Origin of the sequence: Microbulbifer pacificus (assembly GCF_002959965.1) — a bacterium.
GTDB lineage: Bacteria > Pseudomonadota > Gammaproteobacteria > Pseudomonadales > Cellvibrionaceae > Microbulbifer > Microbulbifer pacificus_A.
Genome location: NZ_PREV01000027.1, coordinates 69,659 through 88,680, shown reverse-complemented (window position 1 = coordinate 88,680; position 19,022 = coordinate 69,659). Strand labels below are relative to the sequence as shown.

Here is a 19,022-nt window from a genome sequence, read left to right as displayed (position 1 = left end):
CCGTATTTTCGGCCTTAATCAATGATTTCGGGAATGCAGTTCAACTTGTCCAGCAACCAGCGCTCGCCATCTTCGTCACGCACCAGCCAGCATCCTCGCCTGTTTTTTACCAACCGGAAGATGCGGGGTTTGCCTGGATCCCTCCCCCGCAGATGGGGGGATTGCCCGTTAGCCAGCCGCCCCGTTTCCAGAGCAAGTCGGCTGCTGTCACTGAACACATTCTCAGTCACTGTGACAGATACGCCGTGGTTGGCCTCGATAAGTAACTGTCGCAGCTGTGCCATCCCGTCCACGCTCGGATTCGCTATCCGTGCCGGCTGTTCGGCGCCTACGGCGGTAATCGATCCGCAGGAAATCAATCCAGCAAAAACACAGCAAACGAACAGGTGCCCAAACGCATGCCACGTCATGTGATTACCTCACGTAGATACGGTTTTCACGCCAGACGGGCTTGGTCAGCCTGACGTCTTTTGACGGAGAACCAGCACGGGGTTCCGCTCTCGCACTCATCACACCGTAGCTGTAACAGGAGCCGCTGTTGATGTATGTCAGTGCGGTCGCGAAACGGGCCTCATTGATATCACCCAACGCGTGGTTCCAGTCGTCCGCGACCGGGCAACCGGCGATTTCCACGCCCGCATCACCGGAATGCTCTGGCGTAAAGCCATCGGCGTAGTCGCCGAAACCTTTGTCATTATTGCCCTGGAACTGGATGGTGAAATAGGTAGTGCCGCAATTGTCCGTGGGGTAAAAACCGTAGGGCTTGCCACAGGTGGTATCACCGATCTGAACCACCTCGATGTCGACACCGCGCAGACCGTTAATGATGGACTCACTGGCGGAACAGGTATTGGGGCCGGTGAGCACAAAGACTCTCGACAGGTCCAGCGTGGGCAGAGGGATACCTGCGGCGAGGGAGAAGTACCCGGTGGTTTCATTGATAAACGGTGTGCCCACCAACGGTTCACCGGTAACCGGGTTGGTCTCAGGGTGTTTGTCATTGAACGTCAGGGTTTCAAAAATCCTACCGGCAGTGGCCGCCTCACCCGCGATCATGTAGGACAGCTCACTGGCGAGTGCCAGATAACCGCCGCCGTTGTAACGCAAGTCCAGAACCAGGTCGTCGATGCGTTGGTCCTTCAGGTAATTCACGGCCTCCACCAGTCCCGTCTCGGCGGTGGCGATATGGTCGTTAAACAGCATGTAGCCGACCCTGCGTCCCATACTGCCGTCCACCACGTTTACATTCTGTACCGGGTCGGAAACCACTTCACCGGCGGTGAGTGTCATTGCGTGTTCGGAACCGTCGAGATAACGCATGACGAAATGATGGCTCTCGCCTTTAGCGGAGGGGAACAGACCAGCGTTCAGCGCGTCGATCCCCGCCTGGGTATTCACGTCGATGCTGTAACCGTCGATCGACAGGATACGTGCACCGCGCGGCGGCAGTCCGGGGTCATTTTCTTTTTCGGTATAGGCCACTACGGCTTCGCGCGGCGGTGTCGCACTCAGCAGTGCCCACTGCAGGCCGTAACCAACGGAAATACCCGACTGGGACTGCGCAATCCACTCGTCGGTGGGCACCAGAAAATGGAACTGGTCCTTGGGCGTGCCGGACACGGTGGATGCCGTGGTTACCAGCGTTTCGAAATAATCGTCCGTAGCATACCCTTCCGGATTCTGATCGACGATCTCGTCGTACCAGAGATAGAGGTCATTGCTCCAACTGCGCAGCCAGTTGTTCTCATCCAGCGTACTGCCCTTCACATCCGGGAATGGGTTTCCACTCGAATCAATGCCCGAGCGTGGCGATTCGCAGCGATTGGCGAAGGTTTCCGCTGGCAGGAACACACCCTGCTGCCAAACAACGTCGGTATTGTCGTCGGGGGTGCGGCTCGGCGCCGGTGAACCGCCGGAAGAGCCCCCGCCACCGCAGGCAGTCAGTGCGGCCACGGTCAGAGCCCCCCGCAGGGACTGAATCAGGGGGCGAACAAGGGGGCGAACAAGGGGCCGAACAAGGGAAGCAGGTGAGAAATACGATGCGGCTGCCATGGAGAGTCTTTTTATTGTTGATGCGTTGTATCGTGGGTAGTGCGTTGTATCGTGGATAGATAAACGCCATAGGTTACCACTGGCCTTACCAATGATCGACACCCGTAAATTGGCCAATTCATAAACAAAAAAAGCGGCCACCTCGCGGGGCCGCTTCCAAAAGAATACCGGTTTCGGTGATCAGGCCGGATTCAGCTTGCCCAGTACGCTCTGCAGGCTCTCTTTCGCATCACCGAACAGCATGCGCGAGTTGTCCTTGTAGAACAGCGGGTTGGCGACGCCGGCGTAGCCGGAGGCCATGGAGCGCTTCAGCACCACCACTTTGCCCGCCTTCCACACTTCCAGTACCGGCATGCCGGCGATGGGGGAACCGGGCTTCTCTACCGCGTCCGGGTTGACGGTGTCGTTGGCACCGATCACCAGCACCAGGTCGGTTTTTGGCAGATCGTCGTTGATCTCTTCCATTTCCAGCACGATGTCGTAGGGCACGTTGGCTTCCGCCAGCAGTACGTTCATGTGCCCGGGCAGACGCCCCGCCACCGGGTGGATACCAAAGCGCACGGTTTTGCCGGCCTTGCGCAGCTTGTCGGTAAGGTCGCTCACCGCCTGCTGGGCGTGGGCCACGGCCATACCGAAGCCGGGCACGATCACGATGCTTTCGGCATTGCGCAGGTCTTCCGCCAGCTCTTCATGGGAGGTGGCAACCACTTCGCCTTCGACTTCGCTGTCGCCACCGGCGACTTCACCGTCAGAACCGAAGCCTCCCAGGATCACGCTGATGAAGGAGCGATTCATGCCACGGCACATGATGTAGCTGAGGATGGCACCGGAGGAGCCGACCAGCGCACCGATCACAATCAGCAGGTCGTTGCTCAGCATGAAGCCGGTAGCCGCCGCCGCCCAGCCAGAGTAGCTGTTCAGCATCGATATCACCACCGGCATGTCGGCACCGCCGATCGCCGCGATCAGGTGTATGCCCAGCAGCAGCGCGATGGAGGTCATCACCAACAGATAGACGATCGTGGTGGAGCTCACATCCGCCGGAATGAACCAGGCACCCAGCAGCACACACACCAGAATCGCGATCAGATTCAGCCAGTGGCGCGCCGGTAGCATCAGCGGTTTACCGGAGATCAACCCCTGCAGCTTGCCGAAGGCGACAATGGAACCGGTCAGGGTGATGGCACCGATGAATACGCCGATGAAGATCTCGGAGTTGTGCACGATGTGCGCGGCACCTTCCAGGTTCACGCGCGGATCGAGGTAGCCACCCCAGCCGATCAGCACAGCGGCGAGACCCACAAAGCTGTGCAACAGGGCAACCAGCTGCGGCATCGCGGTCATCTCGACCTTGCGCGCCAGATGGATACCCACTACCGCACCCACGCCCATGGCGATGGCCACAGGCAGGTAGGCGCCGGAGGTGATGCCGGCCACGGTGGCGATGATGGCGACCGCCATCCCCACCATGCCGTAGAAGTTACCGCGCCTTGCGGTCTCGTGGGTGGACAGTCCGCCGAGGCTCAAGATGAACATCACCGCGGAGAACAGATAAGCCATGGATATAACGCTGTTCATGTCTGTTTCTCCTTATCGACGGAACATTTTCAGCATACGGTGGGTTACGAAGAAGCCACCGAAGATGTTGATACTGGCAAACAGTACCGCCACAAACGCCATCACGGTCACCAGCAGGGAACCGGTGGCCCCCACCTGCAGCAACGCGCCGATAATGACGATACCGGAGATGGCGTTGGTCACGCTCATCAATGGGGTGTGCAGCGCGTGGGACACGTTCCAGATCACCTGCCAACCGATGAAGATGGACAGCACGAACACGGTGAAGTGAGCGACGAAATCCGCCGGTGCGGATTTGCCCAACGCCAGCAGTAACGCACCGGCCACGGCCCAGAAGGCTACCAGCGAGAGCGGGGAAGATTTCTTCTCCGGCTTTGGCTCCACCTTGATCTGTGGTGCGGCTTCTTTCGGCTTCTGCGGCGCAGCAGACAGTTTCGGCGCGGGTGGCGGCCAGGTGATGGAGCCTTCCTTCACCACGGTGGCGCCGCGGATTGCCTCGTCGTCGAAGTTGATATTGATCTGGCCGTCTTTCTCCGGAGTCATGTCCGAGAGCAGGTGGCACAGGTTGGTGGCGTACAGGGTGGAAGACTGGGTGGCCGCGCGGCTCGCCAGGTTGGTGTAACCGAGAATGGTCACGCCGCTCTTCACCACCTTCTTGTCCGCTTCGGTGTAGTCGCAGTTGCCACCCATTTCCGCCGCCAGGTCCACGACCACAGAACCGTTCGCCATGGTGTCCACCATGTCGGCGAGCCACAGCTTCGGTGCCGGCTTGCCCGGGATCAGCGCAGTGGTGATGACAATGTCCACTTCCTTGGCCTGCTCACGGAACAGGGCCATTTCGGCATCGATGAATTCTTTCGACATCTGCTTTGCGTAGCCACCGGTACCGGAGCCGTCTTCCTCGATTTCCACGGTGAGGAACTCGGCCCCCATGGATTCCACCTGCTCGCGCACTTCCGGGCGGGTGTCAAAGGCGCGCACGATGGCGCCCATGCTCTTGGCGGTACCGATGGCGGACAGACCCGCCACACCGGCGCCAATCACCAGCACCTTGGCCGGTGGGATCTTGCCGGCAGCCGTGATCTGGCCGGTGAAGAAACGGCCGAACTCGTGGGCGGCCTCAATCACCGCGCGGTAACCGGCAATATTGGCCATGGAGCTCAGCGCATCCATCTTCTGCGCGCGGGAAATACGCGGAATGGACTCTACCGCCAGCGCGTTGATGTTTTTGTCTGCCAGCTTCTGCAGCAGTTCGCCGTTCTGGGCGGGCTTCAGGAAAGAAATCAGCGTGGCGCCAGCGGGGATCAATTCCAGCTCGGCGTCGGTGGGTCCCTGCACCTTCAGCACCAGGCCGGCCTGGCTCAGGCAGTCGGCAGCGTTGGCGCAGATTTTTGCCCCCGCTTTTTCGTATTCCGCATCGGGAAAGCTGGCGGCTTCCCCGGCACCCTGCTCAATGACAACATCAAAGCCCAGCGTTTGCAGTCGCAGTACGCTGGCTGGCGTTGCCGCGACCCGCGCCTCGCCCGGCGCCGTCTCCTTTGGTATGGCAATAATCACCGTTTTTGCTCCCGTTCATTACTCGTCGTTGTTATAGCACCCGTGAATCCGGGCGTGCCCTGAGTGGACACTTTGAATACCGCTGATTGATTCCCGGATATTTATTTCCCGTATTTATTCCGACTTCGGAGCACCCGACAACAGAGCGAAGGCGGGCGCCCCCGGGGAAAACAATTTTTCCAGAGAATTAAAACCTGTTCGGTAAGTCGATGCATTAAAGAAAATAAAATTGGGCGACGGAAATAGAGGTTTCTTATTAGATGGCCAATAGAATTCTATTAAAAATGTGTAAAAAACCGCTGTTTCGAGCATAAATCATCCGAAAAACCACAGGCTCAATGTGACTTTTGCGACAATTTGTTATTTTTCTCAATCGACGGTACTACCCGTCTGAAATTAATCAAATTCCCGCCAAGCGACGATATCCACTCATATAAAAGAATATTTAATTAACTATTCCAAACGGTTTGAAAAATAATAACCCTTTGAAATAGATATCAGTCAGCAATGGAATAGGTAACAGATAAAACCAATATTTGATTTAAATAGAAACGGATTTATCTGAAACCATTTTGACGACCCGCTCAAACCCGCTCGGCTCACCCGGGTCGAGACGCCGCCGATCCAACCCCGTCTCCTTCGGTGTCACACTGTCCGGCCCCGTGCCATCGGGGGCAGTTCTATCCGGAGAGGTGCCATCGGGGGAGGTGCCGTCGGGGGAGGTGCCATCCGTTGCGACGATCGCCAGATAACCGAGAGACTCCAGTCTCTTCTGCACCTGGGGAGACTGCAGGTACTGCAGCAACCGTATGGCCCGACTGCGCTCGCGTGTACCGCGCAGGATGACCAATTGATGCAGGATCGGTGGATGGAAGTGGATCGGAATCCGCATATATTGCCCCCCTTTGCCGGAGGCCAGTGCCTGCCCGTAGGGGATCACCCCCATCTCACCCTCGCCCTGGTGCAGCAGAATCTGCGCATGCCCGGCATGGCCCGCGTACACCATGCGGTTTTTCAGGCGCGGCCACAGACGGAATTTTTTCAGCATTTTCACTGCGGCGTCGCCATCCGGTGCCAGTTGCGGATCGGCGATCACCAGACGGTGCTTACCCTTTCCCAACAACAGGATCAGTTGGCGCGGTGTAAGCTCAATGCGATTGCCCGCCAGCTCCGCACTCAGCGCGGAAAACCCCGCCGCCTTCTCCGCGGGTAACTGCCGGCTCACCCACAACGCCAGCTGTCCGCGTGCGTATGCCTGACGACTGGAAGGAACAATGAGACCGGCTTTTTCCAGCAGGACCGGGCGCGCGCTGTCACCGGAAAGGAAAAGATCGAAAGGTTCGCCCGCGCGAATCTGGCTGTACAGCAGACCACTGGACCCGGCGACAAGCTTGAGCCGGCACTTGCACTGCGTTTCAAAATCCCCGCGCAGGGTCTCCATTGCCGGGTGAAACCCCGCATCGACGGCAAGCTTCAGTTCAGGAAGATCGCGATCGCAACCCGCGAGCAGCAACAAGGTGCACAGCAGAAGTCGTTTGAGCATGAGCCTGAATCTCCCTATCCCATCCCTGGCGCAATTCGCTCCAACCTGTGGCAAAGAGACGCTCGTCCGAAAAGGCTCTTGCCGGCTAGAGATTCAGGCGCTCGAAATCCTGCGGCCGATTGACGTTCAGGTGCCAGTCCCCCTCCGGTGCCGGCAGCTGCATGCAGCCCAGATATCCGAACAGCGCGCGCATCGAGGCAACGGCATTGCCCATGGCCGCGGCGTCGAGATAGCGGCGACAACGCGGATTTAACGGCAGCCAGCAGGGTAGATAAAAATCGCCGAAGCATACTGCCTGCTGCACCGTCTGCCCGGCTACACACAACTGCCGCAGCAGCGCCGGACTCAGCAGCGGCATGTCCACGGGCACAACCAGCAGGGCATCGCAGTCGAGCTGCCACTGCTGCAGATGATCGGCAATCGCCTGCAGCCCACCAAGAGGGCCCGCGGTTTGCACCCGGTCGGGTACACCACCGGGGCGTGTTCCGCTCACCAGAGGCAGCAGGATTTTCACTCCCGCAGGAGGGTTCAGATCATCAAACAGGGATTTGGCCTGCTCAAGAAGCGTGCGCCCATTGGGTAATTCTAGCAGCGCCTTATCGCGCCCCATGCGGCTGGATAGACCACCCGCCAAAACCACAGGACAGACACGACACACGGAATTTCGAGAATTGGCGCCCCCCTGACCGGTGGGCGCTGGTGGAGTGTTCATTTTGCTATCGTCACATCCTTTTGACCGGGCGTATGCCTGCGCGGGGCATCGCGCCGCAAACAGCCGCTACGCCTTTTACGGCAACAGAAAAGAAGCCCGTTTTCAAGCCTCTGTCGCCAACTTCTAGTGCGCAGTCTGATCAATATCCTCGGTGGTGTCGATATCGAAGGTTACCCCAGGGTCTGACACGGACAGCTCGCGGTAGTGCGAGTGAAAACGGCGGATCAGATTTCTCGCCCCGGTGTCGCCATCCAACGCGGCGAGCTCATCCCAGAAGTCCCGCCCGAAAACGACCGGATGCCCAACCTGGCCCCGGTAGGTGGGACGCAATATCGCGGAGCGGTCAGTCTGTGCCAGCAGGGTGCTCAGGGTATCGCGGCGGATCGCAGGCATATCCCCAAGAAAAATGGCCGCACTGTCTACGGTGGCCAAGAGGGGATCGGTGCGGATTGCACAAGCTGCGTCGGCGAGACTGCACCCCAGGCCGCCAGACGCACCGGGAGCATGAATAACCGGCGTATGCGCCGGCAGCCCGAAACTCTCGAGGTCATCCCGGCAGCGCCACACCAGACGCCAGTGGGGAAAGAAGGCTCGCACCCGCGCAACGGTACTCAGCAGCAGGGGCTGACCATTGGGCAACAGCGCGCGGCGTTTATCGGCTGAACCAAAGCGGCGCGAACACCCCGCCGCCATCACCAGTGCGACAGTTCCGTTAAAGCGCATGGCGAGCCAGGCCGCGCTGCACACGCACAATATCCGCCATAACAGCGAGCGCAATTTCTGCCGGAGTTTTGCTGCCCAGAGCCAGGCCCACAGGCATATGAATGCGTTCGATATCCAGCGCGCTCAATCCGCCGGAGCGGCGCAGACGCTGAGCACGAGCCTCAGACGTGCGCTTTGATCCCATTACGCCAATGTAGAAGGCTGGCGTATTCACCGCTTCCATCATGGCAAGATCGTCGATACGGGGATCGTGGGTAAGGGCAACCACCGCGGTGCCAGAGTGACAAACGCCCGGGCTGCCGATGACAAGAGAGGGCAGCACCGGGCGGAAGTCGATGCCAGCGCAATGGAACCCCGCTTGTGCGTCTTCCCGTGGATCGCAGACGATGACTTCGAAACCGAGAGTGCGGGCAAATTCGGCGCAGATTACCGACACCGGCGAAACGCCGGCGATGATCAATCTGGCCGCGGGGCCGACCCGGATTTGCACAGAGGATAAATCCGGGTGCCGTACAACACGCGCTCCGCCACTTTCGTCATCATGCAGTGTTCTGTCACCACCGACGAGATCCACTCTGCGCACCAGGCTGCGCTGACCACACAGGCTGTAAAGAAGGACTTCCAGGTGTTCCTGACTGGAGGGTTCCGCCGGAAAATGCTCAACTAGAACTTCCAGCGCGCCGCCACAGGGAAGCGACACCTTCGGTCCGCCGATACCATCATCGCCGTATCGCAATACACCGATGCCGTGATTCAGCGTTCCCTGAGTCAACCGCGCCAGAAAATCTTCTTCGATACAGCCCCCGGAAAGAGAGCCTATATGGCGGCCATTACCGAGTGCCGCCATCATGCAGCCCGGCGCGCGGGGGGACGACCCAAAGGTCGACAGGACCGTGCACAACCATACGTCTTCCCCCTGATTCACCCAGGTGAGTGCCTGCTCGACGACCTGCACATCCAGGTGCTGCATACTCACGCTACGACCCGGCCAGCGACAGGCCACGAATCAGAAACGCCATACCACCAACGCCTGCACGGCACTTTCATCGGTTTCGTTTCCCAGTTTATTGCGCCAGTACTGGTACTCGATGCCAATGAACAGTTGTTTGGGGCTCTTGAACAGGGCCTTTCCCAGGTCCCAGCGAAACTGGGGCTGTGCCAGCACCCAGTTTTTTACATCACCGAATTCACTGGTGCGGTTATGGATATATTCAATGTGCCCCTCGATACTGAAATCCTGATTGCCGATACTGAACGGAAAGGCGCCATTGAAGTCGATCATATAGCTGTCACCTTCTTTCGGCGCGCCATCGCCGTAGCCGATATCCTGGTAACCCGTAATATCCGTATTCAGGAACGCGTCTCCAGGTACTGCCCAGGCAATACGAATACCCGGCAGGAATTTTTCCACGTTGGCATCCGCGGAGTAGTTGAATCCGGCCACCAGGCCGAAATCTTTCACCGGCCCAAAACTCAGGTCACACCGGGTGATTTTCCCCAGACTGAAGCTTGGATACCACTCGGCGTACACATCCGTATCGTTGTAGCCATCGCGCACGCCATCGTTGATAAAATCCACGAAGAAAAAATTGTCCCCGTACTTCCAGCCACTCGCATGCTGAAGGGTAAGAATGGTGGTATCCGTGGAGCCTCCGGCAAATGGATTATCCAGCCGGCCATACTGCAACTGGGCTTCCGTTGCCGACCATTCCGCGGCCTCAGCGGGCAGCAGGCAGCCCGTTGCCAGGAGCAAGGTAGAGAGCCGAAAAAACCGGCGGTATCTGTTCATTCCATCGCATCCAGATAATCGTGTTCCCGCAACTGGCGACGTATTTCCGCCACGTCTTCCCGCGTCACCGGTTTCTCGGCACTTCCCCAAGCGGCGCGCATAAAATTCACCAGACCGGCCACTCGGGTATCATCCAGTTCGCGATGGAACCCGGGCATACCGGCACGGGCATTGGTGCGGTCCATACGCTGGGCCGGCAATCCGCGCAGAATGACGGCAATCGTGTTGTAGGGGTTTTCTCCGCGAACTGCGGCATTGCGATCCATGGGCGGCGCGAAAGAAAGTGTTATCCCACGACCTTCGCGGCCGTGGCAGGCCGCACAATAGGCAACAAAGTCCGCGCGCCCCTGTTTGAACTGCTCCGCAGCGACTTGTGGGTTACCGATAGTTTCGCTCGTGTTCTCGCTGTCATCCAGCAGATAGGTAATGATCGCGTTAACGTCGCTTTCGGAAAGATGACTCAGGCTGTGTTTCACTACGCTGAACATCTCCCCGACGGCGGTACCGCGCTCGCTGGCGCCAGTCGTAAACAGCAAGCGCAGCTGCTCACTGTTCCACCCCTGACGACGCAGTGACGCGGGCCGTATATCTACCGCATCCCATCCCTCGAGTATGTTGCCAGCAAATTTTTCATCACTTTTCATCGCAAATGCGAAATTGCGCGGCGTGTGGCACTCCCCGCAGTGACCCAGCGCATTGACCAGGTAATTGCCACGCTGCCACTCCGGGCTTTTGCCTTCAGGCGGCGGGAGTGGCGCTTTGTCAAAGAAAATCCAGTTCCAGAAGCCCAGGCCAAATCTCAGGTTGGCCGGAAAAAACAGATCATTCTCAGGGGGGACGTATTCCACCGGCGGCAATTGCATGAAATAACCATACAGCGATGCAATATCCTCATCGGGGATCAGGTAGTAAGACGTATAGGGCATGGCCGGATAGAGATTGCCGTGGGTTCCCTTTCCTCGACGCATGGCCGCCGTAAAATCCTCCAGGGTGTAGTTGCCGATTCCGGTTTTTTTGTCCGGCGTGATATTGGTGGAGTAGAGAATGCCAAACGGCGTATGAAAAGGCCTGCCGCCAATATATGGGCGACCATTGGTCGCCGTATGACAGGCGACACAGTCGCCGGCGGCAGCCAGGTAGCGGCCTTTTTCCGCTGCGGACGGTTTCACTGGCGCCGGCTGCTGCGCCGCCGCGTGGGCGCCTGTCAGCAGCAAAAGAAAAGCGAAAATAAACTTACCCATTTATTCTGCTTCCTTTAATAGCCCCGGGGTCGACTCGATTACCTCCCGGACGGCGCGAAAGTAACGTACATAACCCGTGCAGCGACAGATATGCTCCCCCAGCGCTTCGTCAATCACGCCCTCGATGGCGTTCGCCGATACCGGCTCACGCCGGAGGCGGTCGATCAGCGCGGTGGCGGCATTGACGAAGCCCGAGGTACACCAGCCACATTGAAATGAAAAATTGCGCAGAAATGCCTGCTGTATCGGCGACAGCGCTACAATCTCGCCGTCGCTGTTGCGCTCGGCCTGCCCTTCCACGGTAGTAACGGATGTACCGTTAAACCGGCCCACGTTATTGATACAGCTGCGCACCGGTTCCCGGGAACCGTCTTCACGCTCGACCAGAATCGTGCAGGCACGGCACACGCCAATACCGCAGCCCAGTTTGGTCCCCGTCAGGTTCAGGTACTCCTGGAGGAAATCCAGCAGCGAGGTATATTCCTCCACCTCAAGCGGGCCGATTTTCTCTCCGTTTACCACCATGGACACCGGAATCTTCGCCATTGGATTCGTCTCCTCACAGTACCTGGGGATTAAGCGCGCGGCGCAGTTTTTCCGGCGTGATGGGAACTTCGTTGAATCGCTTGCCCGTGGCCTGGTAAATCGCTTCCGCCAGAGCAGCCACAATGGGAATCATCACCACTTCGGCAATTCCCTTGTGCGGGTCTTTTTCCGTTGCGGGCGGCAGAATTTCGTGCTGTTGATTCCACACCGGCACATGTTTTGCGAGGGGTACCTGATAGCGATTCAAATTCCAGGTGCCGTTGCCGGCGCCCTCTGCAAGGGGTGGCAGGTATTCGTATAGCGCGTGGCCAATCCCCATGGCCACGCCGCCTTCAATCTGCCCCTCTACCAATGGACGTACGATCGTGCGACCGCAGTCCATATAGTTCTGCAGCCCGTGAATACGGACTTCGCCGGTGCCCGAATTCACGGCCACTTCCACCAGCGCCGCGGTCGGCGCGTAGTAGGTCACCATGGCATTGTTCAGCGCGGTACTCGGGTAGCGCACCGCAGAGCGCTTCTCGATCTGGTATTCGTCGCCGCGAACCGTCTCTGCACTGCCCCCGCGACGCAACGCGAGGCCATCGATACTCCAGGTCCACTGGCGCCCATCCAGTTCGAAATCCGCCTCGGTCCACTCCCAGCGATTGAAGCCGTGCACCATCACCCCGGTGACACCGCCATCGCGGTGGGCTTCCGCCGCCAATTGCGCCAGTGTCAGGGGCGGTAAGTCCCCGTAGTGAAGCTTGCCGTCGCGCCATTGCGCAGACGCGCCGTCCAGCTCATCTCTTTTCCACAGCCGCCGGGCCGCGGGTAACAGTCCTTGCTGAAACAGTATTTCAGCCGCTTGCAGTGTTACATGGCTCTGGAAATAGGCGGACATGGACGCGGCGCTCGCCATGGCGGTTACCGGCGTCCACAGGGGATCGGCAGACATCTGATCCTGATGCTGCTGGCTCATGGTATAGGGGCTTTCGGTCTGGAACTGCCGCAGCGCGTGCCAGGCGTCCACCTCCCCCACCGTACAGTGATCCGCCGCGCTGCCGAGAATGTTTTCCAGCAAAAGGGACTGGGCCGTGCCGATACCGGTGCCCATCTCCATGAACTCAACGGCCATCGACAGCCGGCCCGCGGCATCAAACTGAACCGCCGCGCTCGGGGCTGCGGCGCCGGTACCGTAATCCTTGGTGGCGATGGCGTAGCCAGTGCCGAACAGGTAGCCGGGATTCTCCTGCTCGAAGCGTTGTTTACGCTGGACTCGCTCGCGCCACATCGCGTGCTCTCGGGCACGCTCCAGAAGCTCCCGGTAGCGCAGGTCCACCTTGGGTACTGCCCCCTGGGTATTGCGCCAACCGTTCTGGAAGGCATTGCGCAATCGCAATTCGATGGGGTCAATTCCAAGCTCTTCCGCGGCCTGATTTACCATCATCTCCATGGCCGTCATGGTCTGCAGCGTGCCGTAACCACGCATGGAGCCGGAATCCACGTTCATGGATTGATTGGCGACCGCGGAAATATCGTTGCGAGGCAGATAATAGATACTCTGGATCGCACTGGCGCCCACCATGGAAACCGACGCGCTGAAATTTTGCCGACCACCGCCATCCACCTGCATCTCGGCAATCAGGGACTGAAACTTTCCCGTCTTTTTATCGATCGCCAGGGTATTGCGCATGTGGAAAGGATGACGCTTCAGACCCGCCTGGAATTGCTCGAAACGGTTATTTGCCAGCCGCACCGGCGCGGAACCGAAAAGCCCGGCGACCAAGCCGTAGTAGGGAAAAATCGAATGGTCTTTGGCGCCGAAGCCGCCGCCTACGACCGCGGAGTGCACCACGATATTCTTGATTTTTGTGGCGAATGCGCTCTCCGCAACCATATGCGCCGCCAATTCCTGGAAATCCTGCGGCGATTGACTGGTGATAACCAGATGCAGGGTTTGCTGTTCACCGTCGAGCCAGACGTTCGCCGCCTCCGGCTCCATCATCATCGGGTCAATGATCTGGGTCCGGTACTCACCACGCACAAGGTGCCAGTTGCCGGATTCGGTTTCACGCCGGGTTTGATCGTGAATCTGCTGCGCGTAGTACATACCGCGCTCGCTGACATTCCCCGACAGGTTCGCGCCCCTGGGCCACTCCGGCTTATGATCGCGGTAGATGGGAAAAAACAGACCGTCCTGCATTGGCGAGTAGAGATCTTCGCCCTCCGGCCCCTGCGCTCCCTCTACACGGATGATACGCCAGCTGGCGTAAGGGTCTCTCACCACTGGCGGTGTTTGCTCGCCGTAGCGAATCACCTGATCGTTAAACTGGAGTGCCTGTTTGGCGGTGGCGTATTTCTCAAAATCATCGAATAAGAGTATCGCTACCGCATGGCCGTAATAGAGTGGTGACGCGCCGGCGGACAACAGCATTGCCTCGCCGTAGAACGCGGGCAACTTCAGTTTTTTATCCGCCAGGGTCTCTGCCGTGATTTTCGCGTAGGGTTGTGCGTCTGCAGGTATCTGGCTCCAGTCAACACCATTGAACTGCCGCTCTACCCGATTGCAGCGCAGCACAAATGCGTAGTGCTGTTGCTGCTTCCAGCCTGGCATATCGCGGGCGCGAAAGTCCCGGCCAAATATTTTCTGGCCAGTCACCTTGGCTACGCCATCGGTACGAAATGCGGGTTCCGGACCACTGCCCCGCCAGCTCAGCCCATCGCGCCCCAGTTCAGACGGCCGGGCATTCCCCATCTGCCACAACGCCGGCGCCGCAAATATCGTAATGCCTGCCACGGTGCATAGCTTGATGAAGTTGCGCCGGTCGGGGTTGAATCCTTCCATAGTGTTCCTGGATTTGTAGTGCGGCCATGGCACAGGAATCGAACGTTTTGCGTCACAAATGCCGCATGTCGAGACCAGGCTGCCAGCTCCGATCCTGTCACTTCCCTGTATTTCCACCCGGAGCCCACAAACTAATAGCCCCTGGGACAGCGAAGTGCCACACCATCGGCACCGATTTCCCTGGGAAAAATCACGCGGTGAGTGCCGCCACCCCCTCAGCGCGAGCACCAAAAGCGCGCACACCAACCGCGACGCGCACCCTCGGCGTGCAAAATACCGCCTCCGCTGACGGGCAAAGCCAGCGCCCAGAGAGGTAACGCGGCACTGAATAGTTGGTACGACTTTTGATTGTATGAAGACACAGGCAACGGCGCCCGGCAGCACAGTCTGTGCCGCCGGGCTTTTTTATGCCCAGGGAAAAACGGACGACGGACACACCGCCGCTGCGATGCCGCGGGAGAACAGCGATGTGGAAAGCGACCGCCGCCTCCCACCGTACAAAAATATTCACCTGCCAAACATACAGGCGGGGTAAAAGCTGACGAATTCAGCAGCAATACCGACAGGTTCCAGCTGCTGTTCGAACTGAAGTTTTAACGAGCGATGACGACATCCCCCATCAGTATCCTGCTGGTCGACGATCAGCCTGAGCGCGCCGCCATGGTGGCCGAGCAGCTTCATGCCGCCGGCTACAACCTGTTGGCGCAACTCACCAGTGCCGAAGGCCTGCTGTTCCAGGTGGAGAAGCACCGCCCGGACATTGTCCTGATCGACATCGAGTCTCCCGATCGCGATATTCTCGAAAGTCTCGCGGTGATCAACCAGCACAACCCCACTCCGGTGGCCATGTTTTCCGTGCGCGGCGGTGCCGACTTCATCAGTAGCGCGGTGGAAGCCGGGGTGAGCGCCTATATGGTGGATGGCCTGTCCGCCGAGCGGGTGGCACCGGCCATCGAGATTGCCATGGCCCAGTTCCGCAGCTACCAGCACCTGCGCCAGTCTCTCGCGCGCACCCAGCAACAGCTGGACGAGCGCAAGATTATTGAGCGCGCCAAGGGCCTGCTGATGGCACGCAAGAATATCTGTGAGCAGGCCGCGCACCAGACGCTGCGCACCCTGGCCATGAACAGTAATTCCACCATGCGCAATGTGGCGGAACAGATCATCATCCATCTGCAGCGGCCAGTGAAATAGCCTGTGTACACATCCATCAAAGCCAGAACATGCGAGAGAACCACTGTGAGCAGTCTGCACGTCGAAAAACCCAACCTGAAACTCCTGTTCCTGCGCCTGACCGACAGCGCACCGCTCATCGTGGCGCAGGAGCTGGGCCTGTTTGCCCGCTGGGGACTCAAGGTAGTGCTGCAACGGGAAACATCCTGGGCAACCTTGCGCGACAAGCTGATCGGCGGCGCCGCGGACGCGGCCTCAATCCTCGCGCCAATGCCATTGACCCTGCCGCAGACACTCCCCCACTGCGACGAAGCGCTGCTGAGCGGTCTGATCCTGAGCTGTAATGGCAACGCCATCACCCTGTCGCGGACACTCCACGATCAGCTGGATCCCGCCATGAACGACACCGGCGCGGCGCTCAAATGCTTTATCGACATCCGCAGCGGCAAACCGCTGACATTCGCCAGCGTCTACCCCTTTGCCAGTCACACCCTGCAACTGCGTCACTGGCTTTCTGCGGCGGGTATCAACGTCGATGTGGATGTGCGCATCGTGGTACTGCCCCCGGAACAGATGGTGGATCACCTGCGCCGGGGCGATATCGATGGTTACTGTGTGGGTGAACCCTGGAATACCCTGGCGGTGCAGGAGGGGATCGGCGTTGTTGCCACCCCCTGCAATACGTTGCTGCCCGCCATGCCGGAAAAAGTACTGGCGGTTACCCGCAGCTGGCACGAAGCAAACCCGGCCACACACCTGGCGCTGCGCGCCGCGCTGCTGGAGTCCTGCGGCTGGCTGAGCGATCGCGACCGACGCCGGGATGCGGTAGGTATTCTGGCGCGCCCGGAATATCTCGATCTGCCGGAAGCCGCCATCGCCGCCTCTCTGAACGATGAACTGTTCACCCACTGCGGGCGGGCGGCGAGTACAAATCCCGGCTGGCATTTGTTTGCGCATCCGCAGAGCGACCACGGTCGCCCCACGGAACAAAAGGGTCGCGAACTGCTGGCCCTGTGTAACGATATCGCGCCGGTGGATACCGGCGCAGCCGAACTATTCCGCGCCGACCTGTACCAGCAGACCCTGGATTTCGTTCGCCACAATCAGCGACAGCAGGCGCCGTAACGACAGATGCCCTGGCAAGGCATGTTTCAGGAATGTGGTCCCCGCGCCCACTACCGGTGCAGGCAGCGGGCATTCGATACTTAACACACCCCAAAGCAGGGCATCACCGTGCGCCTCCTGCGTGATTCCGCATTTCCGCAGGCGGTCACTGACGCCCTGCCTCTCCGGTTCGCCCCAAAACTCCGCACTTTCGCGCACCAGAGCTGTTCCGTGCCCGGATGTGGCACAGAAATTGTATTCCATTAAGTTGAGTCGGATGCCTCTCTGCGCGGCAGCGAGGCATCCGACTCTCCGCCGGCGCATAAAGGGATTGGCCACAGGCCACCTGAGATAAATATTCCGGCGCAGCAAAAACCGAATACGCGGACATCGAAGTCCACCGGCACAGCCCGCCTGTGCCTGTGGACTTTTTTTATGCCTGTTGGAAACCCACTGGCACCTGTCCAATCACGCGTGATGAGAGAATCAAACGACGCATCGGGGATTTGTCATGGCTTCCGACTCCTTAAATCTGTTTTCCTTCACGGGAAAAATCCGGGTTTTACACCTGACCTGGATCGCTTTCTTCATTACCTTCTTTGCCTGGTTCAACCATGCACCGCTGCTGATGGCAATTGCCGACAGTCTTTCGCTCACCTCCGAGCAGGTGAAAACCCTGTTGATCCTGAACGTGGCGTTGACGATTCCCGCCCGTGTCATTATCGGCATGCTGACCGATAAATACGGGCCACGTCTGACGTACTCTCTGCTACTGGCAATCAGCAGTATTCCCTGCTTCATTTTCGCGCTGGCTGACAGTTTTACTGCGGCGGCCATCGGCCGCTTCCTGTTGGGCTTTATCGGGGCCGGTTTTGTCATCGGCATCCGCATGGTGTCCGAGTGGTTCCCGGCCCGGCAGCTGGGCACCGCTGAGGGTATTTACGGTGGCTGGGGAAATTTTGGTTCCGCCGCCGCAGCCATGACCCTGCCCACCATTGCCCTGCTGTTTGGCGGGCAGGACGGCTGGCGTTATGCCATCGGCATTACCGGCTTGATGGCATTGCTGTACAGCATCGTTTACTTTCGCTCGGTCACGGATACCCCCAAGGGGGGCACTTATTTCAAGCCGAAAAAAATTGGCGGTATGGAAGTGTCCACCCCATCGGACTTTCTGCTTTTGCTGGTCATGAAGGTGCCAATGTACGCGGCGCTGGCGCTGCTGACCTGGAAACTGTCACCCGCCGGGGTGGATATGCTGGCGATGCCACTGGCAATGGTGATGTATGTGGCTCTGGCAATGCTGTATGTGTTTGATGCGAAAAAGTGCTACGACGTCAACCGCGAGATTTTTGTAAAACTGCCGGAGCCGATTCATCGCTACAAGTTCAAGCAGGTAGCAGTGCTGAATATTCTGTACTTCGCCACTTTTGGCTCGGAGCTCGCGGTGATTTCCATGCTACCGCTGTTTTTTTCGGAGACATTTACGCTGGATCCGGTGAAGGCGGGACTGCTGGCTTCGGCCTATGCGTTCATGAATCTGATGTCGCGCCCGGCAGGCGGTCTGATCAGTGATCGTTTCGGGCGCAAGAGCACACTGCTGATTCTGACGGCGGGGCTGGCGCTGGGCTATCTGACGATGAGCATGATCGATGCGCAGTGGCCACTGTATCTGGCGGTGGCGGCGGCGATGGCCTGTTCCTTCTTCGTGCAGTCCGGGGAAGGCGCGGTGTTTGCGGTGGTGCCGCTGATCAAGCGTCGGCTGACGGGGCAGATTGCGGGGATGACCGGGGCTTACGGGAATGTGGGCGCGGTGTTTTACCTGACGGTATTGAGCATGGTTTCTTACCAGACGTTTTTTCTGGTGATTGCGGGCACGGCGGTGTTGGGGTTTGTTACGCTGCTGTTTCTTGAGGAACCGGAAGGTCAGATGGCGGAAGTCATGCCTGACGGTAGTGTGTCTCTGATCGACGTCGCCTGATCGTGCATTTTTTGGCGTTCCGGAACATGCTCCGGACGCCGGATACTTGTAAGCCTTTGCAGGACACACCGTGAACCCATCCATTGGGGGCTTGTCGAAAAGGTCCCTCTTTTCGACAGTCCTGCAAAGGCTTACCAGCACCCGGTTTCACTTCAACCTTCAGATATTTGATCGCCTATTTTGAATACCACCTGCGAAG

At 58.8% G+C, this 19,022-nt stretch carries 15 protein-coding genes; 3 read left to right on the top strand and 12 right to left on the bottom strand.

Annotation, left to right across the window (positions count from 1 at the left end; all coding sequences use genetic code 11):
* Positions 1 to 14: 14 nt before the first annotated feature.
* The 12 genes from C3938_RS11295 to C3938_RS11240 all read right to left on the bottom strand — a co-directional run bounded on the left by C3938_RS11295 (position 15) and on the right by C3938_RS11240 (position 14,568).
* Positions 15 to 284 carry a hypothetical protein gene (locus tag C3938_RS11295; RefSeq protein ID WP_158681659.1) on the bottom strand — a complete coding sequence of 90 codons (270 nt, stop codon included), beginning with the start codon at positions 282 to 284 and terminating at the stop codon, positions 15 to 17.
* A 130-nt stretch (positions 285 to 414) separates the two neighbouring features.
* Complete coding sequence (locus C3938_RS11290; protein WP_233998843.1) at positions 415 to 1,953, bottom strand: S41 family peptidase; 1,539 nt, start codon at positions 1,951 to 1,953, stop codon at positions 415 to 417.
* Between the two features lie 279 nt (positions 1,954 to 2,232).
* Positions 2,233 to 3,630, bottom strand: coding sequence for a Re/Si-specific NAD(P)(+) transhydrogenase subunit beta (pntB, locus tag C3938_RS11285; RefSeq protein WP_105103412.1), 1,398 nt, complete (start codon positions 3,628 to 3,630; stop codon positions 2,233 to 2,235).
* 12 nt (positions 3,631 to 3,642) lie between these two features.
* A complete protein-coding gene (locus C3938_RS11280; protein WP_105103411.1) occupies positions 3,643 to 5,187 on the bottom strand; it encodes a Re/Si-specific NAD(P)(+) transhydrogenase subunit alpha in 1,545 nt (514 codons plus the stop codon).
* Positions 5,188 to 5,728: 541 nt separating this feature from the next.
* Complete coding sequence (gene modA / locus C3938_RS11275) at positions 5,729 to 6,730, bottom strand: molybdate ABC transporter substrate-binding protein (protein ID WP_105103410.1); 1,002 nt, start codon at positions 6,728 to 6,730, stop codon at positions 5,729 to 5,731.
* 85 nt (positions 6,731 to 6,815) lie between these two features.
* Positions 6,816 to 7,442 carry a molybdenum cofactor guanylyltransferase gene (gene mobA, locus C3938_RS11270; RefSeq protein ID WP_105103409.1) on the bottom strand — a complete coding sequence of 209 codons (627 nt, stop codon included), beginning with the start codon at positions 7,440 to 7,442 and terminating at the stop codon, positions 6,816 to 6,818.
* A gap of 123 nt (positions 7,443 to 7,565) precedes the next feature.
* Positions 7,566 to 8,189 (bottom strand): nucleotidyltransferase family protein, encoded by a 624-nt coding sequence (locus C3938_RS11265; protein ID WP_199775586.1) that lies wholly within the window; start codon positions 8,187 to 8,189, stop codon positions 7,566 to 7,568.
* On the bottom strand, positions 8,155 to 9,135 hold the full coding sequence (locus tag C3938_RS11260; protein WP_105103408.1) for an XdhC family protein: 981 nt from the start codon (positions 9,133 to 9,135) through the stop codon (positions 8,155 to 8,157). The genes C3938_RS11265 and C3938_RS11260 overlap by 35 nt, the downstream gene beginning before the upstream one ends.
* 36 nt (positions 9,136 to 9,171) lie before the next feature.
* Complete coding sequence (locus C3938_RS11255) at positions 9,172 to 9,954, bottom strand: outer membrane protein OmpK (RefSeq protein WP_105103407.1); 783 nt, start codon at positions 9,952 to 9,954, stop codon at positions 9,172 to 9,174.
* Positions 9,951 to 11,195 carry a cytochrome c gene (locus C3938_RS11250; RefSeq protein WP_105103406.1) on the bottom strand — a complete coding sequence of 415 codons (1,245 nt, stop codon included), beginning with the start codon at positions 11,193 to 11,195 and terminating at the stop codon, positions 9,951 to 9,953. Before C3938_RS11250 ends, C3938_RS11255 begins: the two co-directional genes overlap by 4 nt.
* A complete protein-coding gene (locus C3938_RS11245; RefSeq protein WP_105103405.1) occupies positions 11,196 to 11,741 on the bottom strand; it encodes a (2Fe-2S)-binding protein in 546 nt (181 codons plus the stop codon).
* A gap of 13 nt (positions 11,742 to 11,754) precedes the next feature.
* A complete protein-coding gene (locus tag C3938_RS11240; protein ID WP_105103404.1) occupies positions 11,755 to 14,568 on the bottom strand; it encodes a xanthine dehydrogenase family protein molybdopterin-binding subunit in 2,814 nt (937 codons plus the stop codon).
* A 603-nt stretch (positions 14,569 to 15,171) separates the two neighbouring features.
* Here C3938_RS11240 and C3938_RS11230 point away from each other — a divergent pair.
* The 3 genes from C3938_RS11230 (at position 15,172) to C3938_RS11215 (ending at position 18,823) form a co-directional block, all read left to right on the top strand.
* Positions 15,172 to 15,762 (top strand): ANTAR domain-containing response regulator, encoded by a 591-nt coding sequence (locus tag C3938_RS11230; RefSeq protein WP_105103402.1) that lies wholly within the window; start codon positions 15,172 to 15,174, stop codon positions 15,760 to 15,762.
* Between the two features lie 45 nt (positions 15,763 to 15,807).
* Positions 15,808 to 16,866, top strand: a complete 1,059-nt coding sequence (locus C3938_RS11225; RefSeq protein WP_105103401.1) for a CmpA/NrtA family ABC transporter substrate-binding protein — start codon at positions 15,808 to 15,810, stop codon at positions 16,864 to 16,866.
* A 490-nt stretch (positions 16,867 to 17,356) separates the two neighbouring features.
* Positions 17,357 to 18,823, top strand: a complete 1,467-nt coding sequence (locus tag C3938_RS11215; protein WP_105103399.1) for a NarK family nitrate/nitrite MFS transporter — start codon at positions 17,357 to 17,359, stop codon at positions 18,821 to 18,823.
* Positions 18,824 to 19,022 lie beyond the last annotated feature (199 nt).

Coding starts and splice junctions, on each gene's coding strand:
- C3938_RS11295 (WP_158681659.1), bottom strand. CDS start 284: ATGGCACAGCTGCGACAGTTACTTATCGAGGCCAACCACGGCGTATCT.
- pntB (WP_105103412.1), bottom strand. CDS start 3,630: ATGAACAGCGTTATATCCATGGCTTATCTGTTCTCCGCGGTGATGTTC.
- modA (WP_105103410.1), bottom strand. CDS start 6,730: ATGCTCAAACGACTTCTGCTGTGCACCTTGTTGCTGCTCGCGGGTTGC.
- mobA (WP_105103409.1), bottom strand. CDS start 7,442: ATGAACACTCCACCAGCGCCCACCGGTCAGGGGGGCGCCAATTCTCGA.
- C3938_RS11260 (WP_105103408.1), bottom strand. CDS start 9,135: ATGCAGCACCTGGATGTGCAGGTCGTCGAGCAGGCACTCACCTGGGTG.
- C3938_RS11255 (WP_105103407.1), bottom strand. CDS start 9,954: ATGAACAGATACCGCCGGTTTTTTCGGCTCTCTACCTTGCTCCTGGCA.
- C3938_RS11250 (WP_105103406.1), bottom strand. CDS start 11,195: ATGGGTAAGTTTATTTTCGCTTTTCTTTTGCTGCTGACAGGCGCCCAC.
- C3938_RS11245 (WP_105103405.1), bottom strand. CDS start 11,741: ATGGCGAAGATTCCGGTGTCCATGGTGGTAAACGGAGAGAAAATCGGC.
- C3938_RS11240 (WP_105103404.1), bottom strand. CDS start 14,568: ATGGAAGGATTCAACCCCGACCGGCGCAACTTCATCAAGCTATGCACC.
- C3938_RS11230 (WP_105103402.1), top strand. CDS start 15,172: ATGACGACATCCCCCATCAGTATCCTGCTGGTCGACGATCAGCCTGAG.
- C3938_RS11215 (WP_105103399.1), top strand. CDS start 17,357: ATGGCTTCCGACTCCTTAAATCTGTTTTCCTTCACGGGAAAAATCCGG.